The 14,863-nt window shown below is 70.6% G+C and carries 16 protein-coding genes; 10 read left to right on the top strand and 6 right to left on the bottom strand.

Features of this window, described 5'->3' with window-relative positions:
* Positions 1 to 76 precede the first annotated feature (76 nt).
* Together EZ242_RS13635 and EZ242_RS13630 are read left to right on the top strand one after the other, a co-directional pair.
* A complete protein-coding gene (locus EZ242_RS13635; RefSeq protein ID WP_135285725.1) occupies positions 77 to 1,054 on the top strand; it encodes a Bug family tripartite tricarboxylate transporter substrate binding protein in 978 nt (325 codons plus the stop codon).
* On the top strand, positions 1,051 to 2,022 hold the full coding sequence (locus EZ242_RS13630; RefSeq protein WP_135285724.1) for a M14 family metallopeptidase: 972 nt from the start codon (positions 1,051 to 1,053) through the stop codon (positions 2,020 to 2,022). Before EZ242_RS13635 ends, EZ242_RS13630 begins: the two co-directional genes overlap by 4 nt.
* Before the next feature lie 132 nt (positions 2,023 to 2,154).
* Here the strand turns inward: EZ242_RS13630 and EZ242_RS13625 are convergent, their stop codons facing one another.
* Both EZ242_RS13625 and EZ242_RS13620 read right to left on the bottom strand, forming a co-directional pair.
* Complete coding sequence (locus EZ242_RS13625) at positions 2,155 to 2,904, bottom strand: MBL fold metallo-hydrolase (protein WP_135285723.1); 750 nt, start codon at positions 2,902 to 2,904, stop codon at positions 2,155 to 2,157.
* Positions 2,905 to 3,002: 98 nt separating this feature from the next.
* The gene (locus tag EZ242_RS13620; protein ID WP_240787089.1) at positions 3,003 to 3,449 is read right to left on the bottom strand and encodes a DUF4148 domain-containing protein; all 447 of its coding nucleotides are present in this window, start codon (positions 3,447 to 3,449) and stop codon (positions 3,003 to 3,005) included.
* 209 nt (positions 3,450 to 3,658) lie between these two features.
* Here EZ242_RS13620 and EZ242_RS13615 point away from each other — a divergent pair, with 209 nt between their 5' ends.
* Positions 3,659 to 4,747, top strand: coding sequence for a phospholipase A (locus EZ242_RS13615; RefSeq protein WP_135285721.1), 1,089 nt, complete (start codon positions 3,659 to 3,661; stop codon positions 4,745 to 4,747).
* A gap of 172 nt (positions 4,748 to 4,919) precedes the next feature.
* On the opposite strand, the gene EZ242_RS13610 is transcribed toward EZ242_RS13615, so the two are convergent.
* Genes EZ242_RS13610 through EZ242_RS13595 form a run of 4 tightly spaced genes read right to left on the bottom strand, consistent with a single transcriptional unit; the run spans position 4,920 to position 8,301 of the window.
* Positions 4,920 to 5,294 (bottom strand): cytochrome C, encoded by a 375-nt coding sequence (locus EZ242_RS13610; protein ID WP_205960652.1) that lies wholly within the window; start codon positions 5,292 to 5,294, stop codon positions 4,920 to 4,922.
* A 54-nt stretch (positions 5,295 to 5,348) separates the two neighbouring features.
* Positions 5,349 to 6,233 (bottom strand): Rossmann-like and DUF2520 domain-containing protein, encoded by an 885-nt coding sequence (locus EZ242_RS13605; RefSeq protein ID WP_135285720.1) that lies wholly within the window; start codon positions 6,231 to 6,233, stop codon positions 5,349 to 5,351.
* Complete coding sequence (locus tag EZ242_RS13600) at positions 6,230 to 7,363, bottom strand: mandelate racemase/muconate lactonizing enzyme family protein (RefSeq protein ID WP_240787088.1); 1,134 nt, start codon at positions 7,361 to 7,363, stop codon at positions 6,230 to 6,232. Before EZ242_RS13600 ends, EZ242_RS13605 begins: the two co-directional genes overlap by 4 nt.
* Positions 7,364 to 7,374: 11 nt before the next feature.
* Positions 7,375 to 8,301 (bottom strand): SMP-30/gluconolactonase/LRE family protein, encoded by a 927-nt coding sequence (locus EZ242_RS13595; protein ID WP_135285718.1) that lies wholly within the window; start codon positions 8,299 to 8,301, stop codon positions 7,375 to 7,377.
* Between the two features lie 201 nt (positions 8,302 to 8,502).
* On the opposite strand from EZ242_RS13595, the gene EZ242_RS13590 reads away from it, so the two are divergent.
* From EZ242_RS13590 to EZ242_RS13560, 7 genes are read left to right on the top strand one after another with little or no spacing between them, the layout of a single operon-like run.
* Positions 8,503 to 9,327 carry an SDR family NAD(P)-dependent oxidoreductase gene (locus EZ242_RS13590; RefSeq protein ID WP_135285717.1) on the top strand — a complete coding sequence of 275 codons (825 nt, stop codon included), beginning with the start codon at positions 8,503 to 8,505 and terminating at the stop codon, positions 9,325 to 9,327.
* Positions 9,328 to 9,335: 8 nt separating this feature from the next.
* The gene (locus tag EZ242_RS13585; protein ID WP_167784763.1) at positions 9,336 to 10,283 is read left to right on the top strand and encodes an ABC transporter permease; all 948 of its coding nucleotides are present in this window, start codon (positions 9,336 to 9,338) and stop codon (positions 10,281 to 10,283) included.
* A complete protein-coding gene (locus tag EZ242_RS13580) occupies positions 10,280 to 11,077 on the top strand; it encodes an ABC transporter permease (RefSeq protein ID WP_135285715.1) in 798 nt (265 codons plus the stop codon). The genes EZ242_RS13585 and EZ242_RS13580 overlap by 4 nt, the downstream gene beginning before the upstream one ends.
* 2 nt (positions 11,078 to 11,079) lie before the next feature.
* Complete coding sequence (locus tag EZ242_RS13575) at positions 11,080 to 11,946, top strand: ABC transporter ATP-binding protein (protein ID WP_135285714.1); 867 nt, start codon at positions 11,080 to 11,082, stop codon at positions 11,944 to 11,946.
* A gap of 53 nt (positions 11,947 to 11,999) precedes the next feature.
* On the top strand, positions 12,000 to 13,253 hold the full coding sequence (locus EZ242_RS13570) for an ABC transporter substrate-binding protein (RefSeq protein WP_240787087.1): 1,254 nt from the start codon (positions 12,000 to 12,002) through the stop codon (positions 13,251 to 13,253).
* A gap of 40 nt (positions 13,254 to 13,293) precedes the next feature.
* A complete protein-coding gene (locus EZ242_RS13565) occupies positions 13,294 to 14,211 on the top strand; it encodes an NAD(P)-dependent oxidoreductase (protein WP_135285713.1) in 918 nt (305 codons plus the stop codon).
* A gap of 14 nt (positions 14,212 to 14,225) precedes the next feature.
* On the top strand, positions 14,226 to 14,522 hold the full coding sequence (locus EZ242_RS13560; RefSeq protein ID WP_135285712.1) for a DUF1330 domain-containing protein: 297 nt from the start codon (positions 14,226 to 14,228) through the stop codon (positions 14,520 to 14,522).
* The last annotated feature ends 341 nt before the right edge of the window (positions 14,523 to 14,863 follow it).

The following is a 14,863-nucleotide window of genomic DNA, read 5'->3' as shown; positions in this document are numbered from 1 at the left end:
GCACGCGCCCGTGCCGAAACGGCACGTTCTGGCCGGGGCCGACCACCAGAATGCGGCCCACCACAGGAGACGAACCATGAAGCACCCGCTTGTCCTTCGCGCCGCACCGCTGGTGGCGCTTGCCGTCATGGCCACGCCGGCCCTCGCGCAGGAGGCCGCCTACCCCAACAAGCCGATCACGGTGGTGGTGGGCTACCCGCCTGGCGGGAGCACCGACCTGACCGGGCGTGCGGTGGCCGACCAGCTCGCCAGGAAGCTCGGTGTGCCGGTGGTGGTGGAGAACGCGGGGGGCGCCGGCGGCGCCATCGCGGCCGCCCGGGTGTCCAAGGCGACGCCGGACGGCTACACGCTCCTGCTGGGGGCGAACAACGAGATCGCCATCAACCGGCTGATCACGCCCGCGACCGTGAAGTACAGCTACAAGGACTTCACGCCGGTCGGCCTGGTCGCCTCGCAACCCATGGTGCTGGTCGCCTCGCCACAGACCGGCGTCAAGGACGCGGCCCAGTTCCTGGCCACCGTAAAGGCGGCGCCGGGCAAGTTCAGCTATGGCAGCAGCGGCGTCGGAACGGCCCTGCACCTGGCCGGCGAGATGGTCAAGCAGCAGGGCGGCCTTTTCATGACGCACATCCCCTACCGGGGCGTGGCGCCGCTGACCGTGGACCTCGTGGGCGGGGCCCTCGACTACGGCGTGTTCGTGCTCTCCAGCGGCTTGCCGCACATTCGCAGCGGCAAGGTCGTCGCGCTGGGCCTGACGCAGAAGGACCGCTCGGCCGCGGCGCCCGAGATCCCGTCCCTGTCCGAGTCGCCGAGCCTGAAGAACATGGACATCGGCGTGTGGTTCGCGCTGATGGCGCCGCCCAAGCTGCCCGAGCCGGTGCTGGCCAGGCTGCGCACGGCGCTGCGCGAGACGCTGCAGACGCCCGAGTTCCGCAAGAAGCTGGAGGACTCGGGCTCGACCATCGCGCCGGCGGACGTGGACATGGACCGCTTCCTCGCCCAGGAGACGGCCAAGTACCAGAGGATCGTCGACTTCGCGAACATCCGGGAATGACCGAGCTGCGCTTCCAACTCCCGCGCCCGGACCTCGGGCCCTGGCGCGCCGGCAACACCGGCACCGAAGGCGTCTGGCACTTCGAGTCGGGCCGTCCGGGCCGGCGGGTCATGGTCACGTCCCTCGTTCACGGCAACGAGCTTTGCGGTGCCTGGGCGGTGCGGGGCCTGCTCGAAGCGGGCGTGCGGCCACTGCAGGGAAGCCTGACGCTGGCCTTCTGCAACCTCGAGGCATTCGACCGCTTCGACCCGGCGGCGTTCGACGCGTCACGCTTCGTGGACGAAGACCTGAACCGCCAGTGGTCGGCGGATCGCCTGGCCGACGCGAGCAGCTCGGAGCGGCGCCGGGCTCGCGAGTTGCTTGCCTTCGTGCAGCGCACGGACTGGCTGCTGGACCTGCACTCGATGCACGAGCGCGGCAAGCCACTGCTGCTGGTCGGCCCGCACGCACGCAACCTCGCGCTGGCGCGGCGGCTGCGCGCGCCCGAGCACGTGGTCGTCGACGAAGGCCATCGGGACGGCACCCGCATGCGCGACTTCGGGGCCTTCGGCTCCCCGGACGCGCAGGCCGGCGACACGCGCTCGCTGCTCGTGGAGTGCGGATTCCATGGCGACCTGTCCAGCCGCGATGTCGCGCGCGACCTGTGCGTGCGCTTCCTGCTCGAGGCGCGCGTGCTCGACGCCGACACGCTCTTGCGCGCGCTCCCGGGCTGGCGCCGGCCGGACGCGCAAAGCCAGTGGGTGCTGCGCGTCACCGGGGGCGTGACGGCGCGCAGCAGCGGCTTTCGCTTCCTCGGCGCGTTCGACGACCTGCAACGCGTGTCCACCGCGGGCACGCCCATCGGCGACAACGACGGGGAGACGGTCGTGACGCCGTACGACGACTGCGTGCTGGTGATGCCGTCCGTGCGCCAGGCGCGAGCCGGCGTGACCGTCGTGCGGTTCGCGAGGATGGAGCCCTTGCGCTAGGCGCGCCCGTGAGCGCCCTGCGCCGCGATGGGCGTCAGTCCGTGGCGCCCCGGGCTGCAGCGAGCGCCGGCAGGACCACCGTGAAGGTGCTGCCCTTGCCCACGCCTTCGCTGCGGATTCGTTCACGGCTTCTCAGCCCTGCGGACTTTCCGCCATCGGCGCGCAGTACTTCTGCAGCGCCTGCGGCAAGTCGTCGGGGCACACGCCGCATCCCCGGTTGCCGGGCACCGCGTGGTCGATGAACTTGGGGTAGGGCAGGTCCAGCGACGCCATGATGCGCTGGAACTCGGCCAGGGTCTTGCCGCCCCCCAGGCGCGGGTTGCGCGCCTTCTCCTGCGCGATGGACGAGACGTGCCGGCCGCTGTAGTCGTGGGCGGGGTAGACCAGCGTCTCGTCCGGCAGGGTAAAGAGCTTCTGCGTCACGCTGCGGTACAGCGCCTGGGCGTCGCCGTTCTGGAAGTCGGTGCGGCCGCAGCCGTCGATGAGGAGTGCATCCCCGGTGAAGACCCGCTCGCCCACGCGGTAGGCGAAGTGGCCGTCGGTGTGGCCGGGCGTGTGCAGGCCGTCCAGGACGATGGAGCCCACCTGCAGCGGCCGGCCTTCCTCCACGCCGACGTCGGTGCAGGGCAGGCGGTCGAAGGCGGGCGCCGCGATGCGGCTGCCGGTGCGCTTCTTCAACTCCAGCGCGGCGGTGATGTGGTCCGCGTGGATGTGCGTGTCCAGCGTGCAGGCCAGCCGCAGGCCCAGCGACTGCAGCACCTGCAGGTCGCGGTCCATCGAATTGACGACCGGGTCCACGAGGATGGCGTTTCCCGTCTCGGGACAGCCCAGCACGTAGGTGTAGGTGCTGGACACGGGCTCGATCAGCTGGCGGAAGATCATCTGCGGCTCCAGTGTCGGTCACTCGTCGAACGAGTCCGATTGTCTCGCCGCCGTCTTCCGCCGGGGACCCATGCCCGCATCCCCTGCGCCCGGATGCCTCAGCGAGCGGCAAATTCCCGCCCGCCCGGCGCAGCGCTTGCCATCGGGCCCGGCGACTGCTGGCGCCAGTAATCCGCCTCACCCGACGACGGATGCCAGCCCGCCTCCAGCGAGGAGATCAGGGCCTGCCGCACATCGGTCCGCGTCAGCGACGAGGAGGCGGGTGCCAAGGCGCGTGGCCGCGGGGCTTCACCGCGGGGCAGGCGCACGCCGCGGTCCAGCGCACTGTCCAGCGAGGCACGGACGGCCTCACGCGTGCGTTCGGAGCCGGTACGGAAGGGCCCCGGGTAGCCGATGGCTTCGCCGGACGGCGGATGCCAGCCCTGGTCCAGCGCCGCCATCAATTCCGCACGGACCTGTGCGCGCGTCTTGCCGGCCGGTGATGCCGTGCCCGCGGTCGTGGTCGCGGCGGCGGCGCAGAAGCTGGAGGCGACCAGCCATGCCATGGTTCTTCGGTACGAGTTCATGATGTGTCCTTTCACTCGTGCGGTGCAGCCGGGATGGCTGCATCCGGCGGCCACGGGCCGCCGTCATCGGGTAGTTCGGTGCGCCGCGCAAAGGGTGACGCAGCGATACGAAGAAACATGGCCGGTGTCGCGTGGCCCGGCCAACATCGGGTTACAGCACCCCGGCCATTGGGCTCTACAGTTCCGCGATGACTGACCTGAGGAAGTTTCCCTGCCGGCCGACAAGCCGGGCTTGCCGTTCCGCCGTGCTCTGCGCGGCATCCCTGTCCCTGTTCGCCGGCGCTGCGACCGCGCAGACGCCAGCGGAGTGCAGCGGGCTGCCCGACGAGAAGGCGCGCCTGGCCTGCTACGACCAGCTGTACCCGCCCGCACCGCGCAGCCCCGTGGCCGAGCCCGAGCTCACGGTGCCGCTGCCACCCCCACCCGGCGAACTGGCCGTGGGCCGCGCGTCCGCCGTGGTGCAGAACACCTGGGAGCTGGCGCCTTCGGCCAAGCGCGGCACCTTCTCGCTGCGCACCTACCGGCCCAACTACGCGCTGGTGGCGGACTACACCAGCGACATCAACGAGAACCCGTCCAGCCCGACCCGCACGGCCCAGCCCGTGACGGGGCGCGACCTGAAGGCGGTGGAAGCCAAGTTCCAGGTGTCCCTGCGGGCCAAGGTGGTGGAAGGACTGGTCTTTCCGAACGCGGACCTCTGGTTCGGCTACACCCAGCGCTCGCTGTGGCAGGTGTGGAACCCCTCGCAGTCCTCGCCCTTCCGCAGCACCGACTACGAGCCCGAGGCCATCTACGTGCTGCCCGTGGGCGAGCGCGCGGCGCGCTGGCCCGGCGGCGTGCGCTGGGAGATGGTGCAGCTGGGTGTGTCGCACCAGTCCAATGGCCAGAGCGAGCCCTTCTCCCGCAGCTGGAACCGGGTGTGGGCGTCCACCACCTTCACCCGCGGTGACTTTGCGCTCAGCACCACCTTCCACCGCCGCCTGCACGAGGACCTGGCCGACGACGACAACCCGGACCTCACCCGCTTCATCGGCAACACCGAGCTGCGCGGCACCTGGTTTCCGGGGGTGGCCGCCACCACGCTCACCTGGCGCACGCACAACAAGACGCTGGACAAGGGCTCGCTACAGCTGGACTGGAGCTACCCCATCGACCGGACGAAACCGCAGGGGCTGCGCTGGTTCGTGCAGGTGTTCTCCGGTTACGGCGAGACGCTGCTGGACTACAACCACCGGCAGAACCGGGTCGGCTTCGGGCTCACGCTGTTCAGGCTTTGAGGGGCGGGGGCGTGAAGGGCTTCGACAAGGCTCTCAACAACAGCGAAGCCTCAACGCCGTTCGCCCTCCCAACCCGTTCGGGCTGAGCCTGTCGAAGCCCATCGCGCGAAACCACCACGCGAGCCCTTCGACAGGCTCAGGGCGAACGGATGTATTTGATCGGGCATGTCATTCAACGCGGCCTCGGCCGCGTTGAATGAACGCTCTCAACAAGCAGCGAACCCAGCCCGAACGGCGTCGTGCGCGGCGCCCCGGCGCGCGCCCGTGGGAACTGGTAGATGGTCTCGTTCAGATGGCGCGTGACCTCGTCGATGTCCGCCTCGCTCCACTGCAGCCGGGCCGTTCCCTGCCAGCGCTGCACCTGCGCGCGCAGGCTGTCCCAGTCCTGCGCGAGGCGCTGGTCGCGCCAGTGCATCTGGGTGGTGTGGCACTCGATGCAGTGTGTTTCGTAGAGGAGCCGGCCGCGGTCGGGCACCTGCGCCGACACCGGTGGCGCCAGCAGCAGGGCGGCGGCGAAGATCAGGGCGGGGCGGGGGATCGCTTGCATGGCAGCCTCCGGTCCATTCTGGGCCCGCAGGCGCGTGACCCGGCTTGATCCGCGTCAAGTCGAGAGCGCCGCCTCGAACTGTTTCGCCCGTGCTTCGTCGATGGCCCCGTGCCGCAGCGCGAGCTCGATGGTGGTCTGGCACATCGTGCGGTAGAAGGCCTGCATTTCGGGCCCGAACTCGGCCAGCGCCGCCACGTGCTTCTCCACCGAGCCCACGTCCCCGCGCGAGACCGGCCCCGGCATGCCGCCGGCCACGCCCGCGGATTCGATGGAGGCCAGCGTGCCGCGCACCATGGGCATCATGGCGCGCACCACGTCCTCCTCGCTGGCGCCCCAGGAGGCCCAGACCGTCGCCGCCTGGGCGAACAGCACGTTCACGAACTGCGAGGTGAAGCCGGCGCTGGCGTGGTAGCGCGCCCGCATGCCGGCGGGCAGGCGGTTGATGCGGCAGCCCAGGCGCGTCACGAGGGTGCCGAGCAAGGCGTCAAGGCGCGCGTCCTGCGCCTCGACCGTGATGGTGGAGCCGGGCAGCGACGCGACCGCCGCATCCGGGTCGCCGAAGGTCTGCATGGGATGGAAGCCGCCGATGGCCGCTCCCTGCTCGCGCGCCGCCTGCAGCACCTCCACGTCGGTGACGCCGCTGCAATGCACCACGCCCATGCCGGGGCGCCAGCGCAGCGCCGTGGTGGCGCGTTCGATGACGCCGTCGGGCGTGGTGACGAAGACCAGGTCGCAGGCGTCGGCCACCGCCTGCGCGGACACCGCTTCGCTGCGCGGGATGCGGGCGCACAGCGCCTGCGCTTCGGCCGGCTGGCCACTGGCCGCGTGCGTGACGCGCAGGCCCCGGCCGGCCAGGCTCCAGGCGAGCGCGCAGCCCAGGCGGCCAGCGCCGATGAAGCCGATGCGGACGGTGTCCGGCGTTCCCAGGTCCGCGCTCATGTCCGTCCCTCCCAGGTGCGGAAGGCGGCCAGCCGGGCGAGATCGGGCTGCGCGCCCAGTCCCGCGCCGCTGGGCACGGGCACGGTGCCCTCGGTCACCGGCAGCAGCTCGCCGACCACCGCCTCGCGCCCGACGTTGGGGTGGCAGTCGAACTCCAGCAGCCCCGCGCCGCCTGCCGCCGCGATGAGGTGCAGCGAGGACAGCAGCGAGATGCCGCCGCCGAAGTAGTGCGGGCAGTAGCGCTTGCCGGCGGCCACCGTGGCACGGGCCACCGACCAGTTGCCCGTGATGCCGCCCCATTTGGTCACGTCCGGCTGGATCACGTCCAGCACGTCCGAGGCGATGGCGGCATCGAACTGCGCGCCGTGGAAGTTCTCGCCGCCGGCCAGCGGCGTGGTGGAGGCGCGTGCCAGCTCGCGCCAGTCGCTCGCCGGCGCATCCACGCGCAGCGGCTCCTCGAACCAGCCGAGTTTCAGCGGCTCGACCGCGCGGCAGAAGTCGATGGCCTGCGCCAGCGTGTGGGTCTGGTTGGAGTCGCAGGTGATGACGGCCTCGGGACCGAGCACCTCGCGCATGGCGCGCAGGTTGCGCACGTCCAGCTCGTGGCCGAAGCCGGTCTTGAGCTTGAAGGCGCGGTGGCCCTCGGCCTGGCGCGCGGCGGCGAAGCGCTCGGGCTCGTCGGGGTTGATGCCGGTGGCGTACACCGGCACGCGGGTGGCCTCGCGTGGCGACAGCAGGCGGTGCAGCGGCTGGCCCGCGCGGCGCGCGGCCAAATCCCACATGGCGATGTCCAGGCCGGCCACCACCTGCGCGATGGGCCCGACTTCCAGCGTCTGCAGCACCAGCACCTCCAGCGAGGCGCTGAGCTTGTTGAAGAACTCCTCCGGGGTCTCGAAGGTCTTGCCGACGAGCCGCTCGCCGATGTCCACGGCCAGGCGCGCGCGGTGCTCGGCGCCCACGGCCGGCCAGTTGGCCCAGACCTCGCCCCAGCCCTGCGCGCCTTCGCTGTCGGTGATGCGTACGAGCACGAAGGGGCGGTCGCGGAAGGTGCCGAAGGCGACCTTGATGGGCGAGGCCACCGGCACGCGGAAGGAAAAGGCCTCGATGGAGGCGATCTGGATGGGTTTCATGGCGGGGGTCATCAGGCGGCCTGCGCCGCGCGGGCATCGAAGGCGTGTTGCGTGGAAAAGCGGGGTTCCGGCAGGCCGCGAACGCCGGGCTCGAAGGCGAGCAGAGCGCCGGCCAGCGGCTGGGCCTCCAGCTCGGCGGCGCTCATCTTCTGGCTGCAGGTGGTCACGTAGAGCGTGGCCAGGTCCGGCCCGCCGAAGGCGCAGCAGGTGGGCCGCTGCACGGGAAGCTCGACCACGCGGTCGATGCGGCCGTCCGGCGCATAGCGCACGAGGCGGCCGGCGTCGAACTGCGCGTTCCAGAGGAAGCCTTCGGCGTCCACCGCCGAGCCGTCGGGAAAGCCCGGCGGCTCGGTGGTGGCGAAGACGCGCTGCGCGCCCATGTGGCCGGTGGCGGGGTCGTAGTCGTAGGCGTAGAGGCTGTACTTGAGCGAGTCGGCGAAGTACATGGTGTGGCCGTCGGGGCTGAAGGCCAGGCTGTTGGGGATGGAGATGCCGCCTTGCACCGGCTCCAGCCCACCTGGGCCTTCGAGCCGGTAGAGCACGCCTTCGGGCGCCCGCGTGAGGTTGTGCATGCTGCCGACCCAGAAGCGCCCCTGGCGGTCGCAGCGCCCGTCGTTGAAGCGGTGGCCGGGCATGCGCCCGGGTACCCGGGCAAAGGCCTCCAGCCCGCCGGTGCGGCTGTCGAAGAGCGCGAGGAACTGCGGCAGGGCGACCAGCAGCCGGCCTTCCTCCGTGAGCGCGATGGAGCCCACCAGGTCGGGCATGGTCCAGGTGTCGATGCGTCCGGTGGCCGGGTCCAGCCGACGGATGGCGGGGCGCCGGATGTCCACCCACCAGAGGCATTCGGTGCGCTCGTCCCACAGCGGGCATTCGCCCAGGATGTCGCGCTGCGGGCCGATGCGGCGCAGTTCGCCGGAGGGGGCGGGCTCGTGTGTCATGGAGCGGCATCGTAGGAGCGGGCGGCACGGGCGGCCATCTGCTTTGCGGCAACCGGGGTTTCGAAGCCTGCGAAGTCCAGCCTTCGCTTTGTGCGTAGAGGGCATTGCCGAACTTCCAATTCCGGCGCGGCGCGCGGCTACCTAGCATCCGCCTCCATCGAGAACGAACCTGGAGACCGGCAGTCCGCTGCCCCACCGCCCATGACCGTCGCAACCCCCGTCCCCGGCGCGAGCGCCGACACCCAGCACCTCTACCGAGGGCTCGCGCCCGCCTCGCTGTTCTCCCTGGAGGGCAAGGTGGCGCTGATCACCGGCGGCGCCGGTGGCATTGCGCTCGGCCTGGCGCGCGGCTTTGCCGCCGCCGGCGCGCGGCTCGTCCTGGCCGACTTCAACGAGAGCGTCCACCAGCGGGTGGCCGAGTTCCGCGAAGCCGGCGCCGACGTGAGCGGGCTGGTGTTCGACGTGACCGATCCGCAGGCCGTGGCCGGTGCCATCGAGGACGTGGTTGCGCGCTGCGGGCGCATCGACATCGCCGTCAACAACGCCGGCGTCATCGTGCGCACCCACTTCCTGGACCTCTCGCCCGAGGAGTGGCAGAAGGTCATCGACACCGACCTCACGGCCTGCTTCCTGGTGGCCCAGCAGGCTGCGCGCCGCATGGTGCGGCAGGGGTCGGGCCGCATCATCAACATGGGCTCGATCATGAACCACGTGGCACGGCCCAACCTGGTGCCCTACGTGGCCGCCAAGGCCGGGGTCTCGGGCTTCACCCGCGCGCTCGCGGCCGACCTCGCCGGCACCGGCGTGACCGTCAACGCGCTGGCGCCGGGCTACACCGTGACGCCCTTCAGCCAGGCGGGCGACAAGGACTTCAACGCCTTCGTGAGCGACTGGACCCCCGCCAAGCGCTGGGGCCGTCCGGAGGACATCTGCGGCGCCGCGCTGCTGCTCGCATCGGATGCCGGCGCCTACATCAACGGCCACACGCTCTACATCGACGGTGGCTTCCTTGCGGTGACCCGCTGAGGCCCGCCGTGGACACCACCTCGCAACGGGAGAACGACATGCGCTCGATGACAGCGACTGCCGCCCACCTGCCGCCGCGCCATCCGGCGCCCGCGGCGGCCAGCGGGCTCGCCTCCACCACCACGGCGGCCGACGTGGCACCGGCCGCGCCGCTGGCCCCGCCCGCGACCCGGGGCCCCGGCCCCGTTCGACGCCTCGCACGCCAGCGCTGGTTCATCGCGGTGCGCGCCTTCGCGGTCTTCGCCGGCCTGTGGTGGGCGGTGCACCTGTGGAACGACAACCCGCTGCAGTTGCCCTCACCGCTGGCCGTGGTGTCGGCCGCGTGGGAGCTGGCCGCCAGCGGCGAATTGTTCGAGCACGCGGTCATCAGCACCACGCGCCTGTCCATCGCGCTGGGCATCTCCATCGCGCTGGCCGTGCCGCTGGGCTTCTGGATGGGGGTGAGCCGGCGCGCCGAGGGCTTCATCGACCCGCTGGTGGAAATGCTGCGGCCCATCTCGGGCATCGCCTGGCTGCCGCTCGCGCTCTTCATCTTCGGCGTGGGCAACACCCTGCCGGTGTTCATCATGGTGTACGTGGGCTTCTTCCCCATCCTGCTGAACACCGTGGCCGGCGTGCGCCAGGTGGACCGCAAGCTGCTGGCCGCCGCCCGCACCATGGGCGTGGGGCGGCGCGCCATGCTCTGGCACGTGCTCGTGCCCTCGGCCCTGCCCACGGTCATGGTCGGCATCCGCCTCGCGTTCGCCGCGTCCTGGGCCGCCATCGTCGCCGCCGAGCTGATCGGCTCGCCCAGCGGCCTGGGCTTTGCCATCGAGTGGTACCGCCAGCTGCTCATGACCCCGAAGGTCTTCGCCTTCATCCTGGTCATCGGCGTCGTCGGCTATCTGTGTGACCTGGGCCTGCGCGCCTTTCAGCGCGTGCTCACGCCCTGGTCGGAAGGGACGGGACTGCAATGAACACCGCCATCGCACGATCGAGCTCGCGCTTCGCGCAATTCGCCCAGGCCGGCGCACTGCCCCTGGTCCTGCTGGCGGCCTGGCAGGCCTGGGCCATGAGCCTGCCGGCCAACAGCCCGGCGCCGGCGCCGCTGAAGGTGGTCGCCACCGGCGTGGACCTGATCGCCAGCGGCGGGCTTCCGAATGCACTGATGCAGAGCCTCGGCCGGGTCGCCCTGGGCTTCCTCGTCGCACTGACGCTGGGGGTGGTCCTGGGGGTCCTCATGGGGTCGATCCGCAGCGTGCGCGACAACCTGGACCCGATCATCGAGAGCTTCCGCCCGATCGCGCCCATGGCCATCCTGCCCATCGCCATCCTGTGGTTCGGCACGGGCACCCCCTCGGCGCTGGCCATCGTCGGGTACGCGGCCTTCTTCCCGGTGCTGGTGAACACGGTGCATGGCGTCAGCCGCGTGGACCGCAAGCTGGTGATGGCGGCGCAGACCATGGGCATCCCGCGCACCACCATCCTCACCCGCGTGGTGCTGCCCGGGGCGCTGCCCAGCATCCTGCTCGGCTCGCGCCTGGCCATGGGGGTCGCGTGGACGGCCATCATCGCCGCCGAACTCGCGGTGGGCGCCAAGTCCGGCGGCGGCGGCTCGGGCGGCATCGGGCAAATGATGTTCGTCTTCTATGCCTACAACATCGACCTGAACGCCATCGTGGTCTGCATGATCGTGGTGGGGCTGGTCGCGCTGCTGATCGATCGCATCTTCCGGGCCGCCGAAGGGCGCCTGCTTCCCTGGAGACACTGAGCATGACCCCCCAAGCCACCCCCACGACCAAGCTGCGCCTGCGCAGCGTGAGCAAGAGCTTCATTCAGCCGCGCACGGGCCACACCACGCTGGCCGTGGCCGACGTGTCCCTGGACATCGCGAGCGGCGAATTCATCTGCATCGTCGGCCCCTCGGGCTGCGGCAAGTCCACCGTGCTGAACATGATCGCCGGGCTGGACACGCCCAGCGCCGGCGCGATCGAGAAGGACGGCGTGGCCATCACCGGGCCGGGCGCGGACCGGGGCGTGATGTTCCAGGACTATGCCCTCATGCCCTGGCAGACGGTGCAGGAGAACGTGGGCTTCGGACTGCACCACGGCACGCCCGGCAAGGGCTTCACGACCCAGCAGCGCCAGGAGCGCGTGCGGCACTTCGTCGAGCTGGTGGGACTGACGGGCTCCGAGAAGAAGTACCCGCACCAGCTCTCGGGCGGCATGCGCCAGCGCGTGGCCCTGGCGCGCCTGCTGGCCAACGGGCCGGACGTGCTGCTGATGGACGAACCCCTGGGCGCGCTGGACGCGCAGACCCGCCTGGTGCTGCAGCAGGAGCTGCTGCGCATCTGGGGCCAGACCGCGCCGCGCGCACAGCGCAAGACCGCCATCTTCATCACCCACGACATCGAGGAGGCCGTGTTCCTGGCCGACCGCGTGGTCGTCATGAGCAGCCATCCGGGGCGCGTGCGCGCGGTGATCGACATCGATTTGCCGCGCGAGCGCAACGAGCACACGCGCGCCGACCCGCGCTTCGGCCAGCTGAGCGAGCAGATCTGGAACCTGATCCGCGACGAAGCCTGGCGCGCCGCCGGCGCGGCCGCCGCCCCGCCGGAGGCGGCCGCCACGCCCGCCTGATTCACCTCTCAGTTCCTTCCCACCGCTTCAACTCGAACCCCCAGGAGACTCCCATGACCACGCCCACCTCCCTGAACGCCACCCGCCGCCAGCTGATGCTGGGAAGCGCCGCCGCCGCTGCAGTCGCAGGGGGCGCCACGCTCGGCATGCCGGCCTATGTGCGCGCCCAGGGCTCGCGCGAGAAGCTCAAGATCTCGGTGGGCCGCATCCCCTGGGCCGCGGGCAACTCGCCCATGAGCCAGTACATGATCAACAACAAGCTGCTGGAAAAGCGGGCCGCCGAGCAGGGCTACGACCTGACCGTGGACTGGCGCGAGTACCCCACGGCGCTGCCCATGGTGGAAGCCATGGTGGGCAACAACCTGGACATCGGCATGTGGGGCAACACGCCCATCACGCGCGGCATCTCCAGCGGCCTGCCGATCAGCCTGCTGTGCGTGGGCGAAGGCCACCTGCGCTTTCTCATCACCACGCGAAAGGACTCGCCGATCCGCAACTTCGCCGACCTCAAGGGCAAGACGATCGGCGTGTCGCTGGGCGGCGACCCGCAGAGCGCGCTGTTCCAGATGCTGCGCTTCGAGATGGGCGTGGACGACATCAAGGACACGGGCATCAAGTTCGTGAACATGCCCACGCATGCGCAGGCCGCCTCGGTGCCCACGGGCGTGGACGCCACCTGCACCATCTCGCCGGCCTATTACGCCGCGCAGTCCAGCGGCACCACGGCCATCGCCAACTCCTTCGGCTACACCGAAGCGCACTACGACGGCCCGGCCGGCAAGGGCGCGGGGCACCTGCTGCCCAACGCCAAGAAGTCGCCCTTCTGGCCCGACGGCTACTACCTGCACCGCTCCTTCTGGATCGGCCGCAACGGCCTGATCGAGAAGCACCCCAAGGCGGTGCTCGCCTTCCTGGTCGCACAGCAGGAAGCGGTGGCGGCGCTCACGGCCATGGACCCGGCCATGGTGTCGCAGCTGGTCAAGGAGTACTGGAAGCTCGACCCCGAGAACGGCGCCAAGGTGGTCAAGGACGACGTGCTCTTCGTGCGCGGCTGGTCCTGGCCCACCGAGGCGGATGCCCGCGCCGTGCTGGAGACCTCCAAGTTCATGGCGGACAACAAGGTCATCCCCAAGCCGCTGCAGTGGCAGCAGGTCAAGGACGCCTTCGCCCGCACCGCGCCGCTGGTCAAGCAGGCCTACGACACCCTGGGCAACAAGCCCGCAGCCATCGAGTTCCAGCGCACCGATGTCGCCGACCTGCGCGGCAAGCCGGTGTGGGAGCTGAACCAGTGGGGCGACCGCACCTGAGCGGCGTGCGCACCTTCACCCTTCATCACGGAGTCATCGAATGAAAGTCGGATTCATCGGCCTGGGCGTCATGGGCGCGCCCATGGCGGCCAACATCCTCAAGGGCGGCCACGAGCTGACCGTCTACGACCGCAGCGCCGAGGCCGTGGCCCGCCTGGTGCAGGCCGGCGCCCGCGCCGCGGCCAACGGCCGCGAAGTCGGGGCGGCCAGCGACATCGTGGTCACCATGCTGCCCGAGCCGCAGCACGTGGAGCAGGCGGTGCTGGGGCCGGACGGCGTGGCCGAGGGCCTGCGCGAAGGCGGCATCGTCATCGAGATGAGCACCATCGACCCCGGCACCTCGCGCCGCGTGGGTGATGCGCTGCGCGCGCGCGGCATGGAACTGGTCGATTCGCCCGTGGGCAAGACCAGCGAGCACGCCGCCACCGGCACGCTCACGCTGATGGTGGGCGGCAACCCGCAGGCCATCGAGCGCGCCATGCCGGTCCTCAAGTGCATGGGCACCGACACCTACTTCTGCGGCGGCCCGGGCACCGGCCATGCCATGAAGATGACCAACAACCTGCTGGCCACCACCATCATGATGGCCAACACCGAGGCGCTGGCCATCGGCATCAAGGCCGGGCTCACGCTCGAACTCATGCAGGAAGTCATGCGCACCACCATGGCCTGGAACCAGCAGCTGGCCGTGGCCATGCCCAAGAAGGCGTTCCTCGGCGACGACAGCCCCGGGTTCGCCATCCGCCTGGCCTGCAAGGACGTGCGCCTGGCCTGCGAGGCCGCCGAGCAGATGGGCTTCGAGGCGCTGGTCGGGCGCGGTGCGCAGAAGACCATGGAGGAGGCCATGGCGCAGGGCCTGGGCGACCGCGACACGGCCGCCATCATGTTCATGCGCGAGAAAGCGCTGGGCATCGAGGTGCGCCAGCAGCCGGCCGAGGCGCTGAAGAAGGCCGCCTGAGCCGAGCGACTTTCATGCCCGCCTACGTCATCAACGACATGGAGGTGCTCGATCCGGCGCTGCTGGACGAGTACAAGAAGCTCTCGCCCCCCACGGTGGCGCAGTACGGCGGGCGCTTCCTCGCGCGCGGCGGCCGCACCGAGGTCCTCGAAGGCAGCTGGACGCCCCGGCGCCTGGTGATCCTGGAGTTCCCCAGCATCGAGCAGGCCCGCGCCTGGGCCGAGTCGCCCGAGTACGCACCGGCCAAGGCGCTGCGCCAGCGCGCGGCGCGGTCGAACATCGTGGTGGTGGAGGGGGCGGCGCCGGGGTGAGGGTGAGGCGTCCGGCATCTGGAACGACCCGGCTGCGGCCGGGTTTTCTTTTTGTCCTTGCTGGGGCTGATCTGGGCTTCCGGTCGCCCTTCGACAAGCTCAGGGCGAGCCCTTCGACAGGCTCAGGGCGAACGGATGTGTTTGATCGGGGATGTCGTTCACCGCGGCTGCGGCTGCGGTGATTAAACGCTCAGGACGAACGGATGTGTTTGATCGGCATGCCGTTCATCGGGGCCTTGGCCGCGGTGAATAAACGCTCAGGGCGAACGGATGTTGTCACCCCGTCACTTCCGCGTTGCCCGCGTGCGAAGGCTCGTTTGTCCAAATTCAGCTTCCGGCCG

It is taken from the genome of Ramlibacter rhizophilus, from assembly GCF_004681965.1.
Taxonomy (GTDB): domain Bacteria; phylum Pseudomonadota; class Gammaproteobacteria; order Burkholderiales; family Burkholderiaceae_C; genus Ramlibacter; species Ramlibacter rhizophilus.
This window is presented reverse-complemented; position numbering and strand designations above follow the sequence as displayed.